Source organism: Pedobacter humicola (assembly GCF_056490705.1).
The window spans coordinates 97,618-117,155 of record NZ_JBWJIG010000004.1 but is presented as its reverse complement, the minus strand read 5'-3'; the positions used below and the strand labels follow the sequence as shown (position 1 = coordinate 117,155).

Genomic DNA, 19,538 nt, shown 5'->3' with positions numbered 1-19,538 from the left:
TGATGTAAAATTAAGCTTTAGCAACAACAAAAAACAAAATTAGTACATTAGGTAAAATTATTTTCCTATGAAGAGACTGTTAACGTTCTGCCTAATCTCCCTTGGTTCCGTTTTTTTTGTACAAGCCCAGCTAAAATCACCGGATGATTTTTTGGGTTATGAACTGGGTTCGCACTTTACGCCCCACCATAAAGTTGCCGATTATTTCAGGCATACTGCTGCGGCATCTCCTCAGAACATCAAACTGATCGAGTATGGCAAAACAAACGAGGGCCGACCGCTTATGGTGGCCGTTGTTTCTTCAGTAGAAAATATATCGAGGCTCGAGCAGATCAGAAATAACAACCTGGCCTTAACATCCGGTACAAACAGCGGTGCCGATTTAGCCAGTCAGCCGGTTATCCTTTGGTTAAGTTATAATGTGCATGGCAATGAGGCCAATTCTACTGAAACCGCCATCAAAATGTTGTACACGCTTGCTTCCGGAACAAATAAACCAGCAACTGAGTGGTTAAAAAATACTGTTGTGGTAATTGATCCTTGTTTAAACCCCGATGGAAGGGATCGCTATGTCAATTATTTTAACAGTGTGGTGGGTAAAACACCCAACTCCGACCCCGCTTCAAGAGAACATATCGAGCCTTGGCCAGGTGGAAGACCAAACCATTATTATTTTGATTTAAACCGCGACTGGGCCTGGCAAACGCAGATTGAAAGCCAGCAAAGGTTGGCCTTATATAACCAATGGATGCCACAGGTGCATGTCGATTTTCATGAACAAGGTTATAACGAACCGTACTATTTTGCCCCGGCGGCAGAGCCTGTTCATCAGGACATTACCCCATGGCAAAAAAGTTTCCAGGTGGTAGTAGGGAAAAACAACGCCAAATATTTTGATGCAGAAGGGTGGCAGTATTTCACCAAAGAACGTTTCGACCTGCTTTATCCATCCTATGGCGATACCTATCCGCTGTATAATGGCTCCATCGGGATGACTTATGAACAGGGTGGCATCAGGGCCGGATTATCAGTGGTAACCAACGACGGTGATACCTTAACGCTTAAAGACCGCATTGCACACCACTTTACCACAGGAATGTCGACGCTTGAAGTAAGCTCCTTAAACCACAATAAACTGTTAGAAGAGTATAAAAAGTATTTTCAGCAGGAATTAACTACTGCTCCGGGCATTTATAAAAGTTATATCATCAAACCGAGCAATTTATCGCGGTTGAAAAAATTGGCTGAACTGCTCACTAAAAACAAAATAGAATTTGCTTTTGGCGGGGATAAAAACGGAAGGGCTTACGATTACGATACACAAAAGGAAGAGAATTTTACCATTGGCCGTAACGATCTGATCGTGAATGTTCAGCAATCTAGGGCCGTTCTGGCCAATGTGCTGTTGGAACCCCAAACCTTCGTAACCGATTCTAACACTTACGATATTACTGCATGGGCCTTGCCTTATGTGTATGGTTTAAAAGCTTATGCGAGCAAAGAAAGCATTAAAGGGAAGTTTTCTTCGTTGGAAGAGCCTAAAGTTGCGAATACGGATGTTGATAAACCGTTGGCCTGGTTATTTAACTGGGGGACCAATGAGGATGCCCGCCTTTTAATTGCGTTGCAAAAGGAAAATATAAAAGTCCGTCAGGCCGATCAGCCATTTGCGGTAAACGGTAAAGACTACCCTGCCGGCACCCTGATTGTTTTGCGGGCTGAAAATGAGCGCTCAATAAAAGGGATGAAAGATAAAGTTGCGCTGATTGCCAAAATGCTCGATAAACCCATTCAGGCGGTAAGCAGCGGTTTTGTAGAGAAAGGTAAAGATTTCGGCTCTAATGTATATCCACTGTTAAAACAGCCGAAAATTGCGATTGTATCAGGCATGGAAGTTTCATCTCTGGCATTTGGCGAGGCCTGGTTTTACCTGGAACACGATTTAAACCTTTCGCCAAGTATCATCAATACGAAGGATATTAATAGTTTGGATATCAACAAGATCAATACCCTGATCCTGCCCGACGGAAGTTATAGTCCTTTTATAGGTGATGGTTTAACCGCCTGGCTAAACAAGGGTGGCAAGCTGATTTTAATGGAAGATGCCATTGAAAGTGTATTGGAGAAAAAAGGATTCGATATTAAAAAGAAAGAGGCACTTGTAAAAAAAGACGAAAAACCTGAAGCAAATAAACAACTGTTTAAGGATAAAGACCGCGATGATTTCGAAACCACGATACCAGGAGCGATTTATAAGATCAACCTTGATGCCACTCACCCCTTTTCTTATGGTTTGGGCAAAACGTATTACAGCTTAAAAACAGACCGTAAAATTTACGAGCCTTTTGCTAAAGGATGGAATGTAGGTTTAATTAACGACAAAAGTCTAATGGCCGGTGTAGTGGGCAAAAAAGCCCGGGAAGAGCTTAAAACCGGACTATTAATTGGTGTACAGGACTTCGGCCGTGGGCAGGTGGTGTATTTAGCGAACGATCCCTTATTCAGGAATTTTTGGGAAAGCGGTAAAACACTTTTTGGCAATATTGTGTTTTGTAGCTATTAAGCAGAAGAGATAAAGCAGCTTTATACCTAGTTTTTTAGTTGTGACTATTTTGTTAGCGAAAATGTTACATGGATAAATGCGTGCCAGGTGCTCTATAAGACATTATAAGTTAACAAATGGTAAAATAAATTTGCTGGAGATACTAAGTAACTCTAATTTAGTGCATTATTTTAAATACATTAACTAATTTATTTCTACCATGAAAAGACTTCTACAGAGTTTGTTCATCCTCATGTTTTTTGCGATAAGCGCGATGGCACAGGATCGAACAATCACAGGAACGGTTACGTCTTTAGAAGACAAGCTACCAATTCCTGGAGTGAGCGTAAAAATTCAGGGGGCCGCAGGTGGTACCTCTACTGATTCGAATGGAAAATTCTCCATTAAAGTTTCATCGGATGCTAAAACAATAGAGTTCTCCTCTATTGGGTTTGCAACTCAAACCCGGACACTCGGAAGTTCGAGTGTAATCAATGTTGTGCTAAGTACCGATTCTAAAGCCCTGGGCGAGGTCGTAGTAACAGCATTGGGTGTTAACAAGGCTACAAAAACTTTGGGTTATTCTCAAAGTACCTTAAAATCAGCAGAGGTTAATGCTTCTGCGCCGGCCAGTTTATTTGGAGGTTTGCAGGGTAAGGTAGCAGGGGTAAACATTTCTAACACTTCTGGTGCACCAGGTGGATCAACTAAAGTTATCTTAAGGGGTTATTCATCTATTACGGGTAGTAACCAGCCTTTGTACGTTGTGGACGGTGTGCCTTTAGATAACTCAACTGCAGGTTCGAGCGATAATTATGATTTTGGTAACAATGCGAACGATATCGATCCAAACAATATCGAAAGCATCAGTATTTTGAAGGGATCTGCAGCAACAGCATTATATGGCTCACGCGGATCGAATGGTGTTTTAATTGTAACCACTAAAAAAGGTGCTGCTGGTAAATTGAAGGTAGACCTTTCTACCTCAACTACCTTAACAAATGTTGCCTCAATTTATAAACCTCAGGATCAGTTTGGCCAGGGCTGGGATGGTACTTATATCCCTTCCGAGAACGGTAACTGGGGGCCTAAATATGACGGACAGTTGAGGTCATGGGGAGCTATAGTTGATAATTCTCAATTGTTAAAACCGTACTCATTTATTAAAAACAATGTAAGGGATGCCCTAACAACTGGTGTTGAGTTAAACAATAACATTGCTTTAAGTGGAGGAAATGAGAACAGCACTGCTTATTTTTCTTATGGCAATATTTATAGTAATGGTTATCTTCCATCTGATAACGATTCTTATAAACGAAACAATTTTACCTTAAAGGGGTCAACCAAATATGGAAATTTTTCTGCTGATGCCTCTTTAAACTATGTTGGTAAAACCACTAAATTTATCAATCAAGGTGGTGGTAACTCGGGTATTGGTTCTTCATTCTATGAGGAAATCCTACAGATCCCAGGCGATATTCCGATTAAAGATCTTCAGGATTATAAAAATAAGTTCTTTAACGTAGATAACTATTTTACCCCTTATGCGGAAAATCCTTATTATGCCCTTTACGAAAATGGCAGTAGATATAAAAGTGACCGTGTTTATGGAAATATTAACTTAAACTATAAAGCTACGGATTGGTTAAGTTTTCAATTCCAGCAAGGTGCTGACGTAGATAACGCTATTAGCAAAATCTGGCACAATAAAAACGCACCAAGCCCAGGCAGTTACAATGATGGCGGAAACATTGAAGGCTCTAAAAGAGCTGCCGATGTTGGTGACGTTATCGAGGGATCTGTAAAAACATTCGAGTACGATACTAAATTGAATGCCCTTTTTAATAAGGAATTAAATAGCCATTTCGATTTAGACGGTTTAATTGGGGTGAACTATAACGATCGTGGATCGAGGGTATTAAGCACGGGGATCGAAAATTTAGCAATACCAGGTTTTTACCAGATCAACAACTCTGCAAATAAACCAACATCAACCAATGCAGAATCTCACCGCCGTTTATTTGGTGCTTATGCTTCCGCAACACTTGGATACAACAAATATTTATATTTAACCGTAACCGGAAGGAACGACTGGTCGTCAACGCTTCCGCAGGATAATAACAACTATTTTTACCCTGCTTCGAGTTTAGCCTTTATTGCTTCTCAGGCCATCGATTTGTCTAAAACACCGATCAGCTTTTTAAAATTAAGAGCAAGTTACGGTGAAACGGGTAGTGATACCGATCCTTACCGGGTGTTCAATAGCGCTACAAGAACATCTGTTCCATTAGGTTTTGGAACCTTAACCTTCCCTATTTTTGGTGTTCCGGGCTATTCGATTTCTAACCAGTTAAACAGCAATAACTTCAAGCCCGAGCGTGTGAAAGAGGTTGAGTTAGGTGCAGAGATTAGGTTCTTACAAGACCGTATCGGTATTGATGCAACTTATTATAACAAATTAAGGAAAGATCAGATCATCCCATTGCCTATTGATCCGGCGACAGGGTATTCTTCTTACATTGTCAACTTTGGTTCGGTACGTAACAAAGGCGTAGAAATAGCTGTAAATATCAAACCAATTAAAACAACAGATATCGACTGGAACTTAAACTACACCTTTACAAAAGAAAGCAGTAAAGTAACCGAATTGCCGATTGGATTGGATAAGGTGGTGTTAAATTCGGCTTATGATGCCCAGTTTGTGGCCCGTGTTGGTCAACCTTTAGGTATTATCGAAGCACCTACGCGTACTTATAGCCCAAGCGGACAGGTAATTGTAGATGCAAATGGCTATCCGGTATACTCCTCAGAAAATGTAAGTTTTGGCTCTACAGTCCCAGATTTTGTGATGGGATTAAGCAACCAGTTCCGTTATAAAGATTTTTCACTCTCATTTACCCTAGACTGGCATAAAGGTGGTGTATTCTATTCAGGAACTGCCGATTTATTAAACTTCGTAGGTGCTGATGCGAAAACTACTTATAATGACCGTCGCCCTTTTATTGTTCCTAATTCAGTTCGGAAATTAGCAGATGGTACATATGTAGAAAATACAACCCCAATAACGGAAGCCAATACAGATGATTTTTATTATACCACGTCAAATAAGGCCGATGCATACGCTAACCGTATTTTAGATCGATCTTTCTTAAAGCTAAGAGAAGCCACTTTAAGTTATAACTTACCGAAATCGATTGTTGGTAAAGTAGGTGCGCAAAGAGCAAGTGTATCTGTTTTTGGAAGAAATTTAATTACATGGCTGGCAAAAACGAACAAAACGATTGATCCAGAGGTTTCTAACTTTGGAAATGATTTGGGTAGTGAATTTGGTGAGTTTAGAACCGCACCTCCAGTTAGGTTTTTTGGTGCATCGTTAAAAGTTTCATTTTAATCTATCTTGTAATGAAAAATAATCACATAAAATATAAAACGCTGATGTTATCAGCAATGGTGTTTCTTGCTTTTGGATGTAAGAAAACACTTGATATTAACGTAAGTCCAAACAATCCTATAATTGAAACCACTACCCCTGAAGTATTATTTCCTTCTGCGGTAATGTCGACTACAGGTCGTGTTGGCGGTGAGCTTACGATTCTGGGCGGTATCTGGGCTCAATACTATACCCAGGCAAATGCGTCGAACCAGTACAAAACCATTGATGCGTATGCGCTAACCCGTAATGATTTAAATGGCAGTTATAATGAACTCTTTTCTGGTGCCTTGGCCGATTATCAGCTAGCCATAAACCTGGCGGTTGCGAAAAGCGATTGGCGCTATAATTTAATGGCAACGGTAATGAAAGCTTATACTTATCAGGTATTGGTAGATTTGTACGATAAAGTTCCATATACCGAAGCCTTAAAAGGTATTGATAATTTGCAGCCTAAGTTTGATGATGGGTATACCATTTATGTAGGATTACTTGCTGAGATAGACGCGGCCCTTTCAAAGGACTATTCGAGCGTCGCGCTGAGCAGCGAGCAGAAAAAAACCGATTTTCTATTTGCCGGCGATATGGATTTGTGGACTAAATTCGCAAATACCCTGAAGTTAAAAATGTATTTGAGGATGGTTAATGTTAAACCCGCGGAAGCACAGGCCGGAATAACGAATTTATACACTGATGGTGCAAACTTTTTGACCAGCAGTGCGGGGATTGCTTCCTTCGATGATACGCCAGATAACAGTAATCCTTTTTATGAATATAATGTTCGCCGTTTAAATACGACTACTAACTTAAGAGCGAGTAAAACTTTTACGAGTTGGTTAACAAGCAATAATGATCCTAGGGCTAAATACTATTTTGGAACACAAAGTCCGGTACCGATGAACCAGGGTGATTATACTGCTACAGCAATTGAACAGCCAACATATGCAAGTGCAACTGTTTTTGTACAAACAGCTGAAGATCCGGTATGGTTTATTTCTGCTGCCGAATCTTATTTGATGCAGGCTGAGGCCTTAGAACGCTATTATGGAGGTGCAGGCGCTGCGGCGATGTATCAAAATGGTGTTAGAGCAGCTTTTGCACAGGTAGGCTTGGGTGATGTAGTTCCACCTGCTTACTTAGTGTACCCAACAGGAAGTTTCGAACAAAAACTGGAAAAGATAATTGTTCAGAAATGGGCATCCTTCGCCGGTTCACATAGTTTGGAAGGTTTTTTTGAGCAGGAACGTACCGGATATCCAAAAACGAGTAATGTATACTCAACAGATGCAAATTATATTGCAGGGCAATGGGTATATTCTAAAAATGGTGTTACTTCAGGTTTGTTCCCTAAACGTTTAGTGTTTCCTGCATCATCGAGAGACAGAAATAACAATACACCTGCAGAAGTTCCAATTACGACTAAAGTTTGGTGGGGCAAGTAAACATTTTAATCTATAGCAAAATGAAAAAATATTTGGTAATAATTATATTGGGACTTATGGGCATGACCTATAGCTCATGTAAAAAAGCAGATTTCAACTATCCTGAAGGATATGTAGGGATATCTAAAATAACAAAGTATGCTACCTTTACCATGAAAGGAGATGCATATCAGTCGATAGTAAAGGGAGGAACTTATACCGAACAGGGCGTAACTGCCAAAGAAGGTAGTAGCGACCTGACTGTTAAGATAGCGGGTTCGGTAAATACAGGAACTGTTGGGTTATACGTAATCACTTATAGTGCAACAAACGGAGATGGTTTTCCTGCTACAGTTAATCGTTACATCGCAGTTTTGCCTTCGGCTGAAGTTGCTGGCGCAACCATTGCCGGTGATTACAATTATGCTACAGGGGGGACAACATCAACTGTTACCAAGCTGGCGCCTGGATTTTATCAGGCGGATAATATTTGGTCGGCAGCAACAACAATCTCGGCTTATCTTCTCTCGGTTGATGGTCAGAGCATCATTGTACCCACCCAGGCAAATGCTTTCGGAACACTAAGCGGAACCGGAATTTTGGCGGGTACAAGCTTAAAGTATGTGGTTAGTATTCCAGAGCAGGGCATTAGTAATTCAACCAGAAGCTGGGTTAAGAAATAGTATGGTCAGTAATTAAATTAAAACGCAATGAAAAAATATTTTTATATACTAGCGCTTTTTATACTAAGCATGTCTGCTTGTAAAAAAGATGAGCCAGTTGGTGGTACAGCAGTGCAAGATCTGTCTGGCGAATGGTGGGTACAGATTGATGGTGAAGGTGATTATTATGGGATTTCTACTTATAATACTGCCGATAATTCAGCAAGCCAAATGTGGTTAAACTTAACTAATTTTTGGGGTAGCTCAACTCAAACAGTATTTGGCAAGATAAATGTAAACCTGGATGGCAAGACATTTACCGGACAGAATGTTGTGAATGCAGGTACCTATGATGGGGGGATAAAATTCACAGTAACCAATGGAAAGATTACCACAAATGGTGCAGTCGGACCATCATCTAAAGCACCAACTGATGCCATAGCATTAGATGTTGAGTTTACAGATGATCCGGGAACGGTTTATCACCTCAAAGGATATCACAGGACTAAATTTGTTGAGGACGATCATTAATATTCCTTGACATTAATCATTAAAGCCTTCCAAAATTCTTTTTTGGAAGGCTTTTTTTATAAAATTTTAATTAGTACGCGACTGAGGATTTAATTTTTTTTGTAAACTAACATTTTAGGTCGTTTTAATTGTCATTTGTACATAAATTAATAGTGTTGTATGAAAAAAAAGGCGAAATAGTTCAAACTAATTGATTAGTTCTACTCTTTTTTGTTGTTTTTTTCTTCGAAATAGCCTGTTTTTCAATGTTTTTTAGTTAATTGTTAAAATTTGTTAAAAAAAATTTGGCGATATACACAACTAACTCTACATTAGTACCTAAATCATTCATTAACTAACCTATTTTTCAAATTATGAAAAAACTTCTACAAAGTTTGTTCATTCTTGTGCTATGCGCATCCTCAGCATTTGCCCAAGAAAGAACGGTAACTGGTACAGTAACATCTCAAGAAGATGGACTTCCCGTACCAGGAGCATCAGTAAGGGTAAAAGAAATCCCAAGTCTAGGCGCACAAACAGGCGCGAACGGAAAATTTTCACTAAGTGTTCCTAAAAATGGTAGAACATTAGTGGTAACCTTTTTAGGTTACGGAACAAAAGAGTTTGTTATTCCGGCAAACAATGTTGTTAACGCTTCTTTAAATTCTGACGTGACTTCTTTAAACGAAGTTGTAGTAACTGCTGGTGGTGTTACCATCCAACGCCGTCAGCAAGGTAACCAGTCTACTACAGTTAAGGCCGAAGAATTAACGCAAGGTAAAGCTTTTAACGTTGCAAGTGCCTTAACCGGTAAAGTTGCAGGGTTACAGGTAAATGCGGTAAGTAGCGGTGTTAACCCGAATATCCGTTTGGTATTAAGAGGTAACCGTTCTTTATTGGGTAACAACCAGGCTTTGGTTGTTGTGGATAACGTAATTGTACCAAGTGATATCTTAGGTAACTTAAATCCTGAGGATATTGAAAATATCGAGGTATTAAATGGAGCGGGTGCTGCTGCACTTTACGGTTCTGATGCCTCTAACGGTGCATTAATTATTCAAACCAAAAAAGGTAAAAGAGGTGCTTCTAGCATTAATGTAAGCCACACTACAAACGTAGAACAAGTAAGTTTCTTACCGCAGATACAAGAGCGTTTTGGTTCTGGTACAGGTAATGATGATGTACCCAGCTATACCCCATTTGAGAACCAACAGTATGGTCCGGCATTTGATGGTGTAGTTCGCCCAATTGGTAAACCATTGGCAGATGGGTCTATCCAATCTGTACCTTACTCATTTAATGCTGACGAAAACAAAAATGCATTTTGGGAAACTGGTTACTCTAACCAAACAGACTTTAGCTTGTCGTCTGGTGATGATAAAGGAACCTATTATTTTTCTGGCCAGTATTTTGATCAAAAAAGTACCGTACCTGGTGATAAATACAACAGGTTTACCATGCGTGTTAACGGCGAACGTAACTTAGGTAACAATGTGACCTTTGGTTTTAATTTAAACTATGTTCAGAACCGTTACGATCAATCAAGTGCAATTGCATCTGTTTATGATAATGTTTTACAATCTCCGGGACAAATTCCTTTAACCAGATATAGTGATTATAAAAATGATCCTTTCTCTACTCCTGATGGATACTACAACGAATATTATCAAAATCCTTATTTCGCTTTAGGGAACAACAGAAGTTTAACCCGTAATGATTATTTAACGGGTAACGCGCAATTAAAATGGAACCCTATTAAAGAACTATCATTATTGGTTAGGGCAAATTTATCAAACAGAGCATTCTCTAATAAATCTACTACTGATAAATTTACTTACTCTGATTATAGGCTTAAAGAAACTACTAACTTTTCAAACATTGTTGGTGGTGTAAGTGATTATTCAGGTTATAATGTGCAGATTAATCCAGAATTCCAGGCACAGTACATTAAAAAATTAAGCAAAGATTTTTCTTTGAATGTAATTGGCGGTGCTACTATTAGGCAGAACACGTACAAAAATGTAAGCGTTGGTACAAATGGTGGCTTAGCTTTAGCAGGATTTTTTAATATCAGCAATGGCTTGCAAAACCCAGGTGCTGGTGAATCGAATTTTGAAGCCAGACAGATTGGTGTTTATGGAGATGCACGGTTAGGGTTTAGAGATTATTTATACCTACACGTTACTGGTAGAAATGATTGGAGGTCAGTTTTGGCTCCAGAAAGCAGATCGTTCTTCTATCCGGCTGCTGATATTTCATTCATCGCATCAGATGCCATTCCTTTCCTGAAAAACTCTAAAGTTATAGAATCATTAAAAATCAGGGGTGGTGTTTCAAAAGTGGGTAACGTTAATTTAGGTAACAGTTCGAACTTTGGTGCTTATTCGTTATTGCCAACCTTCGGTCAGGCTTATGGTTATCCATACGGTGGTATCCCTGGATTTACATTGGGAGACCGTATTGTTTCGCCAAGTATTAAACCGGAGATTACTTTAGCTTACGAGGGTGGTGTTGATTTCTCCTTATTGAAATCAAGAATTACAGGTAGTTTTACTTATTACAAATCAAATACAACCGATCAAACGGTTCCGGTAAATGTTGCCAATTCAACTGGTTTCTCTTCTTATTTAACCAATACAGGTGAAGTAAGTAACAGAGGTATCGAAACAAGCCTTCGTTTTATTCCTTACAGAAATACAAGTAATGGTTTGGAGGTAACAGTTGGTGCAAACTACACATATAACGATAACAAAGTGGTTTCAATTAGTAATGGTTTAACTCAGCTGGGTTTATCAGGAACAACCACTCTAGGTGTTTATGCTGTTGAGGGATCTGCTTTCCCGGTATTAAAAGGTACTGATTATAATAGAGACGATCAGGGAAGGATCATTGTAGATCAAATCACTGGTTTTCCAAGTGTAACTACGGGAACGAGTATTTTAGGGAACACAGAGCCTAAACACCGTTTGGGTGTTGATGCTGCGGTTACCTTTAAAGGATTCCGTTTGGCAGGTTTATTCGAATATAGAGGTGGTTTTGTAATGGCTCAAAATTCAGGAAGTTTCGATTTCTCAGGTGCTGGTATCAGAACAACTTATTTTAACCGTGAGCGTTTTGTGATTCCAAACTCTTCTTATTTAGATGCGGCCACAAATACATATATCGAAAATACCAATATCACCACACGTACAGGAGGAGTTGATTTCTGGACTAATGGCCCAACCAACACCGGTGTAGCCACAAACTATACCTATTCTGCTGCCTTCTGGAAGTTGAGAGAGCTTTCATTATCTTATGATCTTCCAAAATCAGTTCTGGGAAGTTTAAAATATGTAAAAGCAGCCCGTGTGAGTGTTCAAGGTAGGAATTTATTCATCTGGACGCCTAAAACTAACATTTATACAGATCCTGAATATAGTGCAGCTGGTTCTGATAATAACGGTATTGGTATCACCTCATTAGGCCAAACGCCTCCTGCCCGTGTTTATGGTGCTACTTTATCATTAACTTTTTAATACATACACATATGAAAAAGATATATAACAGTTTATTCATAGTCGCTTTAGCATTAGGTTTTTCGTCATGCAAAAAGTATCTTGATATAAACGAAAATACAAATAGTTCCACCAGTTCGACCCCAGAATTGGTATTGCCACAAGCTATCGTGGGTACTGCTGCAGTTTCCCAAGGTTATAATAGTGCATACTATTTCCCGGGAGGTTTTGCCGCTAACATTTATGGTGTTGGTGGTTATGGTGCAGGTGTAACGTATGCATATACTGCAAGTAGTTTTACCAATTTATTTAGCAGTGTTTATGACAATGCAACAGATTATCAATATGTGATTGATAACACAGCTGGAAAGCCTGCGTTAGCATACTCAAATGCAATCGCCAGAATTATGAAGGCTTTCATTTTTTCTAAATTGGTTGATCAGTATAACGACGTGCCATATTCTGAAGCTTTGAAAGGGAGTGGAAACCTAACCCCTAAATATGATAAAGCCGAGGATATATACAAAGATTTAGTTGCCCAGCTTACCCTTTCCATCAAGTTAATTACTGATGGCCAGGCAGTAACCACAACTACAGCTGTTGTAGCAAGTACTGATCCTTTATTTGGATCGAAAAAAGAGTTGCAAATGGAATATTGGAAAAAATTTGCCAATACCATTAAACTTCGTTTATTAATTAAGATGCGTGGCGTACCAGCATTGTCGGGCTATGCCACAACTGAATTTGCCTCATTAAATACCACACTTGGTTTCTTAGACACAGATGCTTTGGTTAACCCAGGATATATTAAGGAAGCCGGAAGACAGAACCCACTATATAACTCATTGGCTTTTGGAAGTGATAATGCAAGATCTCAGGGTCAGGCCGTGCCAACACAATGGATCTTTACTTTTTACAATGGGGTGAAAATTTCCGATCAAGGAAGAGGCTATGCCATATACAGAGGGTTTCCTAGTACAGCTACCAATAGACTTGGTGAAGAAAATCTTGGATCTTCCGTTGTTCCACCTACAGGGTCTACGTCTTGGTTTACAGGAACAGATGCTAATACTCCTTATATTGGTGTAGCTAAGGGCCCATCACAAGGTCAGCCGATTATGTTGGCTTCGGAAAGTCTCTTCCTTCAGGCAGAGGCATTTGCCAGAGGATATTTAACCGGAAGCGCAGCAGATGCCTTTAGGAAAGGTATTAAAGCATCGTTTAAATATATATATCAGGACCAAAATGGTTCGGCTATTTCAGGATGGGAGTATAATTCTGAATCTGATGCATATATTGATGACGAAAATCCAGGAAACCGACTAGTAGATTTTAGCGCAGCTTCAGGAATGGATGAGCAAATTGAGGCAATCATTACCCAAAAGTATATTGCCATGAACGTAATCAATTGTGATGAAGCCTTTAACGAATTCAAGAGAACTGGTTTTCCTAAAATTGTAGAGGGTTCATCTGATGGCCGTTTAACATTTGCTTCTAAACAATCAACCTCTACACGTAGTGATAAATTACTTGCGCGTATTTTATATCCTCAGAATGAGTATAATCTAAATACGACTAACGTACCAGCAGGTATAACTTTATTTGGTTCGAGAATATTTTGGGACTTAAATTAATTTTAAAGAAATTATGAAAAAATATATTTATAAATCATTGGCACTTTTTCTTGCGGTAACGTCGCTTACCTCTTGTTTAAAAGATGATAGCCTGGTGTTAGACCCCGCTCAAGGCCACAATGTGATTGAATTTGCGAATCCGGCTCAAATTGCCGTAAATGGAACGCCTTCACCGCTTTATGTCTTTTCTTATGATGTGACATCAACGCCTACTCTTCCAATAACAATCAGTTATTCGGGTCCTGAGGCAACTGCACCGCAAGATATTACGGTTAAGTTTGTTGTAGGTAGTCAGGCAAAAATTGATGATTATAACACTGCAACATCTGAACATTATGTGATGCTTAAACCAGAAAGTTATACGCTTGCTACTAACGAAGTAGTTATTAAAGCTGGTACGAGTAAAGCAACATTTAACATTGCTTTAAGGCCATCTACTTTTGATTTCGCAGCTTCTGAAGTGTTACCATTAACCATTACTTCAGCTTCTTCAGGTATTATTAGTGGAAACTTTAATACAATTTTGTTGAATATTGGTGCGAAAAACAAATTTGATGGTGCGTATACTTACTACGCACTACACGAAGCACCAGATAGACCAACATTCCTAACCGGAACTGAATTTAAATACCCGAATGAAGTTCAATTGAGAACTACAGGTGCGGCTAAAAATAACTTGTATAATACCTACTATGGTGATTTCTTAATTCCATTGTTTACAAGTACTAACGGTACGAGTGGTTTTGGGCAAACTAATTTAGTGTTAGAATTCGACCCGGTTACCAATAAAGTTATCTCTGCTTCAAACGCAATTACTGCTGCAACAAACGGAAGAAAAATGAATTTAGATTTGACCGCGAACAATTATTTTGATCCTGCTACACATAATGTTTTTGTAACATATTTTATGACGCAACCAGGTTTCAGCCCTTTCAAAATTACCGCAAGGTTAGTTTACAAGGGGGCTAGATAAGTGATGCCTTAAGGCTAGCGATTAGTGAATCATTAAAAATAATTTAAAAAGCCCCCAACTTTTATAGCTGGGGGCTTTTTATTAAACAATTGTTAAGCTTTTAATAAGGTAATTCACAAAGGCTTTTAACCTTTTTAAATAAAAATAAATAGAAGACATAAAGATTAACTATATTTATACTTACTAATCAGCTCTATTATGAATATCTCAAAACACATCTGTTTGCCTGTTATAGCGCTTTTTGCAACAGCACCATTATGCCAGGCTCAAGATCAAAAAACATCCGTTCTTTCTGATCAAACAAAAGTGGTGTATGCAATGAACGACGCTAAAAAACTTGAAGGCGTATATTCTATCGTTAAAAATGATGATCAGGTTTTTTTAAGGGGTGTGTATAAAGACAATGCCCGAACTGGAAATTGGTACGCATTTAACGATAATGGTAATGTTTTTCTCCGCTACAATTATGATCTTAAAAAGCTAATTTATTTAGATACGGTGAGTATTAGCCGGTTAAAAGTGGATGTGAAAACCGATGATCCTGAAATAAAGGAAAAAGCCAGTATCCCTGTACCCATTTCATCTATAGACCAGTACATTTCTTTACTGGGTACCGAATTAAAGAGAATGATTTTAAAAGAAAATAAAAGTGCCGATGGTACATTGGATGCAGATTTAATCACCAATATCGATAAAAATGGCAACGCAACTTATACTGCCGCCTATGTAGTTGATGGTATCCCGGTAACCAAACGTTTAATTATTGCTGAAAGGGCATTTGATATCGATTGGATTCCCTCAAGTTATAAGGGAACGAGTTATGCCTCAGTATTTTCTGTAAAGGCCAGAATAGATTTTGTACAGAAGCCAGGTATCAAACAACGGTTTATTTGGGTATATTAATACTCAACAAGTGGATCTAATTTAATATTGACTAATAAAAGGGGTAATCGACGAGACTACCCCTTTATTTGTTTAAGATGCTTTTGTTATTAATTTTTACAGGCATACCCAAAAGTAAGAATATTTTAAACCGAAGTGATTTGACCAAATCGAACGATGATGCCTTTGCAATTGGTAAATTTTACTGCGCTTTGTAGTCGCTAGTTTATCTTAAATTTTGGTCTAAAATTGCATATAGTCTTTTTAAGCCCCCCCTTTAATCCGGATCATTTTAACATTGCCTTCATAAATCGATTTATGATCGATCCTTTCTGGCTGTTTCGCCATATTTTGAGCATTTTTTTGCTAAATCATGTATAAAAATTACGACAATATTCTCAGATAACAATGTTCTTTAGGGATCATTAGATTTTTAGAAATTTTTCCAAATGATAAAGCCACTAAAAACAGTAATTTTTTGGCATAGTTTTTTCTGAATTGGAATGCTCTGTTTCTGCGCTTTTTAGGCTGTTATAGGGTTGAATGCGGGTAAAATACGACTATTTATGTATATTATTTCACAAATGTGAGGATAAACTCCTCAATCAAGCCTTTTTAATTAGACGTCAAAATTGTCAAAATATTGTCATTAAAAACTGTATTATTGTTAAATTTTGTTAATTGATATTTATCTCCATTATATTTATCGCTTTAAATAACTATTTATCCACTAACTTCAATTTCATGAAAAAACTTTTACAAAGTTTGTTTGTATTGATGTTTATTGCGATTAGCGCAATAGCACAAGAGCGAACAATCACTGGTACGGTTACATCTTCGGACGATAAATTGCCGATCCCTGGTGTAAGTGTGAAAATCAAAGACACTAAAATCGGTGTAGTTACAGATATAAACGGTAGATATTCTATCAATGTACCATCAGGAACTGCCGAGCTACAATTTTCTTATTTAGGCTACACTACCGTAACTCAGACGGTTGGAGGCGGTAACAGCTTAAACGTTGTTTTACAGTCAGATTCTAAAGTATTAAGTGAGGTAATCGTAACGGCTAACTCCATTTCAAGAGATAAAAGAAGTTTAGGCTATTCGGCACCTACCTTAAACAATAGCGAACTAACTTCTGGCGGAAGCCCAAGTGCAATTAGCTCTCTAGCGGGAAAAGTGGCTGGTGTGAATATTACTTCTACATCTAACAGCCCGGGAAGTTCGGCAAGAGTTGTACTTCGTGGAGGTTCGTCTATTTCTGGATCTAACCAGGCACTAATCGTGGTTGATGGTGTTCCTATTGATAACTCAAGTGTGATCGGTGGAGCTTCTGTATTATCGAGTGTCGATTTTGGTAACCGTGGTAATGATTTGGCAGCTGATGATATTGAGAATGTAACGGTTTTAAAAGGCCCTGCTGCAGCAGCGCTTTATGGCTCCAGAGCATCTAACGGTGCTTTGATCATCACAACCAAAAAAGGATCGAAATCAGAAAAAATGAACATCACGTTTGGTACTTCTAATACTTTTTCAAATGTTGTGAAGTTACCTGATCTGCAAAATGAGTATGGACAAGGTTATTATGACGTTGTTGCTCCAGATGGAAAATCGGCAACTTTTGTAACCGATCTTAAAGAAAACGGAAGTTGGGGAGCTCCCTTTACCGGCGTGGTACAAGGATGGGGTCAAGAAATTGATGGAGTTAGATTAACTAAACCATACTCTCCTCTTGAAAACAATGTTAGGGATTTCTTCGATACGGGTTTTGCAACAGATAATAATCTTAGCTTTTCTGGTGGTGGAAAAACAACAACCTTTTATTTAGGAGTAAATGCACTTAATTCGAACGGCGTATTTCCAACGGATAAAGACAAATTCAATAAATATGGTGTGAGGTTTAATGGAACAGCTGATTTAAGTGATAAATTTACTGCCGGTATATCTTTCAATTATAATAGAATTGATGCCAACCAAGTGGGTGGAGGTCAGGGTGCTGCTTCTGTGTTCAACAACGTGTTGCAAACCGCAAGAGATATCGATTTGCCTGCATTAAGAGATTTAAGTAACAAATACTACGGTTACGGTTATACCGATGCGGCAGGTATTCCACATCCTAATTCTTATGGATATTATGGAACCTATACACAAAATCCATATTGGGTACTTGAAAATTTTGCAAACTACGATGATGTAAGCAGGGTTACAGGTAACTTTAACTTAAATTACAAACCATTAGCCTGGTTGGATATTCAGGAAAGAGTGGGTATAGATACTTATTCGGATAGAAGAAGAACGTTATCTCCAAAATATAGTTTTGTTGATATCGACCCGACGGCGGAATATGCAGGTTCTAATACCAGAACGAATGTTGGTGCTTATCAGATAGACCAATATAATGTGACAGAATTGGTTCACGATTTTATGGTGACCGGTAAACACAAATTTAACGAGGATTTCGAAGGATCGTTAATGGTGGGAAACAATATCAGACAAAGAGCAACAAATACACTGAGTTCTGCAACCAATACGTCGGGTGGTTTGGTTGTTCCGGGATGGTATAACTTGTCTAACAGTAACGGACCGGTAAATATTATAGCAGATAACCTTTCGAAAAGAAGACTCATTGGTCTTTATGCTGATTTGAACTTATCTTATAGAAATATTTTATTTTTAGAGGCTACAGCGAGAAACGACTGGTCTTCAACATTACCAAAAAACAATAATTCCTTCTTTTACCCAAGTGTAAGCGGCTCTTTTGTTTTCACCGAATTACTTAAAGATGCTTCAGTAAGCAAAATTTTGAATTATGGTAAATTGAGATCAAGCTGGGCACAGGTAGGTAATGATACTGATCCTTATCAGTTATTATCTACTTATGGAAAAACGACTATCAATGGAAATTTTGGTAGCACCGTCTTTCCTTTTGGAAATGTACCTGCATTAACACCTGGTACAACATTGGGGAATGCCGATCTTAAACCGGAAATTACTACAGCTTTTGAAATTGGTGCAGATTTAGGGTTTTTAAACAACAGGATCACAGCAGATGTAAGTTATTATAAAAGTAAATCTAAAAATCAGATTTTGGCCATCCCAATTCCCAATTCAACCGGATACGGATTTAGCGTAGTGAACGCAGGTGAAGTACAAAATAAAGGTGTTGAGGTTAGCTTAAAGGGAACGGTTATTAAATCTTCTGAATGGGAGTGGAATCTATACGGATCGTTCACTAAAAATAACAACAAAGTAGTTTCACTACAGCCTGGAGTTGACCAGTTTGTAGTTGGTGGCTTCTCAGGAATGTCGATTGTGGCCGCTGTAGGCAAACCTTATGGTGAATTTTACGGAGTTACAACATTAAAGGATGATCAGGGAAGAACCGTTGTTGATAAAAATACAGGTATACCATTGAATACTGCGAAAGCTGAATATTTGGGTAATTATAACCCTAAATATCAGGCATCATGGGGAACAACTGTTAGGTTTAAACAATTGTCTTTAAATGTTTTGTTTGATACCAAACAAGGAAGTAAATTCTATTCTAGAACAAGATCAACATTAGCATTTGTTGGTGCATCTGCAGAAACTGGTGGTAATCGATTTGGAGAAATTTTCCCGAATTCTGTTTATCAGGATGCTTCCGGAGCCTATGTTCCAAATACAACTGTTGGTTATGTTAAACAAGATTATTATGGCGGTAGCTTGCCAGCAGGCTTTAGTATCGTTGATGGTTCGTTCGTAAAACTGCGTTCTGCCAGTCTTTCCTATGCCTTTAGCAAAGCGCAGCTTAAACGCTTGCCATTTGGATCTTTAGCCGTTGGCCTTTACGGAAACAATTTATTCATGTGGACAGCTAGTGAGAACCAATTTGCTGACCCTGAAATTAATTCGGCAGGTGCTGGGAATACTCAAGGATTTGATTTTACTGCGCAACCTTCGGTTCGTAATTATGGTATCAATCTTAAAGTTTCATTTTAATAAATT

General features: G+C 38.5%; 10 protein-coding genes. All 10 read left to right on the top strand.

Going from position 1 to position 19,538, the window contains the following annotated elements:
• Positions 1-67 precede the first annotated feature (67 nt).
• The 10 genes from AC04Q1_RS08405 (at position 68) to AC04Q1_RS08360 (ending at position 19,532) form a co-directional block, all read left to right on the top strand.
• Positions 68-2,563, top strand: a complete 2,496-nt coding sequence (locus AC04Q1_RS08405; RefSeq protein WP_478363638.1) for a M14 family metallopeptidase — start codon at positions 68-70, stop codon at positions 2,561-2,563.
• A gap of 199 nt (positions 2,564-2,762) precedes the next feature.
• Positions 2,763-5,933 (top strand): SusC/RagA family TonB-linked outer membrane protein, encoded by a 3,171-nt coding sequence (locus AC04Q1_RS08400; RefSeq protein ID WP_478363636.1) that lies wholly within the window; start codon positions 2,763-2,765, stop codon positions 5,931-5,933.
• An 11-nt stretch (positions 5,934-5,944) separates the two neighbouring features.
• Positions 5,945-7,414: a SusD/RagB family nutrient-binding outer membrane lipoprotein gene (locus AC04Q1_RS08395; protein ID WP_478363634.1), complete on the top strand. Its 1,470-nt coding sequence runs from the start codon at positions 5,945-5,947 to the stop codon at positions 7,412-7,414.
• 20 nt (positions 7,415-7,434) lie between these two features.
• Entirely contained in the window at positions 7,435-8,076 is a 642-nt protein-coding gene (locus tag AC04Q1_RS08390) for a DUF5011 domain-containing protein (RefSeq protein WP_478363633.1), read from the top strand.
• Positions 8,077-8,103: 27 nt separating this feature from the next.
• The gene (locus tag AC04Q1_RS08385) at positions 8,104-8,586 is read left to right on the top strand and encodes a lipid-binding protein (protein ID WP_478363631.1); all 483 of its coding nucleotides are present in this window, start codon (positions 8,104-8,106) and stop codon (positions 8,584-8,586) included.
• Between the two features lie 353 nt (positions 8,587-8,939).
• Positions 8,940-12,080, top strand: coding sequence for a SusC/RagA family TonB-linked outer membrane protein (locus AC04Q1_RS08380; RefSeq protein WP_478363629.1), 3,141 nt, complete (start codon positions 8,940-8,942; stop codon positions 12,078-12,080).
• A gap of 11 nt (positions 12,081-12,091) precedes the next feature.
• A complete protein-coding gene (locus AC04Q1_RS08375) occupies positions 12,092-13,693 on the top strand; it encodes a SusD/RagB family nutrient-binding outer membrane lipoprotein (protein ID WP_478363627.1) in 1,602 nt (533 codons plus the stop codon).
• A gap of 13 nt (positions 13,694-13,706) precedes the next feature.
• The gene (locus tag AC04Q1_RS08370) at positions 13,707-14,666 is read left to right on the top strand and encodes a DUF1735 domain-containing protein (protein ID WP_478363625.1); all 960 of its coding nucleotides are present in this window, start codon (positions 13,707-13,709) and stop codon (positions 14,664-14,666) included.
• 198 nt (positions 14,667-14,864) lie between these two features.
• A complete protein-coding gene (locus AC04Q1_RS08365) occupies positions 14,865-15,569 on the top strand; it encodes a hypothetical protein (protein ID WP_478363623.1) in 705 nt (234 codons plus the stop codon).
• A gap of 723 nt (positions 15,570-16,292) precedes the next feature.
• A complete protein-coding gene (locus AC04Q1_RS08360; RefSeq protein ID WP_478363621.1) occupies positions 16,293-19,532 on the top strand; it encodes a SusC/RagA family TonB-linked outer membrane protein in 3,240 nt (1,079 codons plus the stop codon).
• The last annotated feature ends 6 nt before the right edge of the window (positions 19,533-19,538 follow it).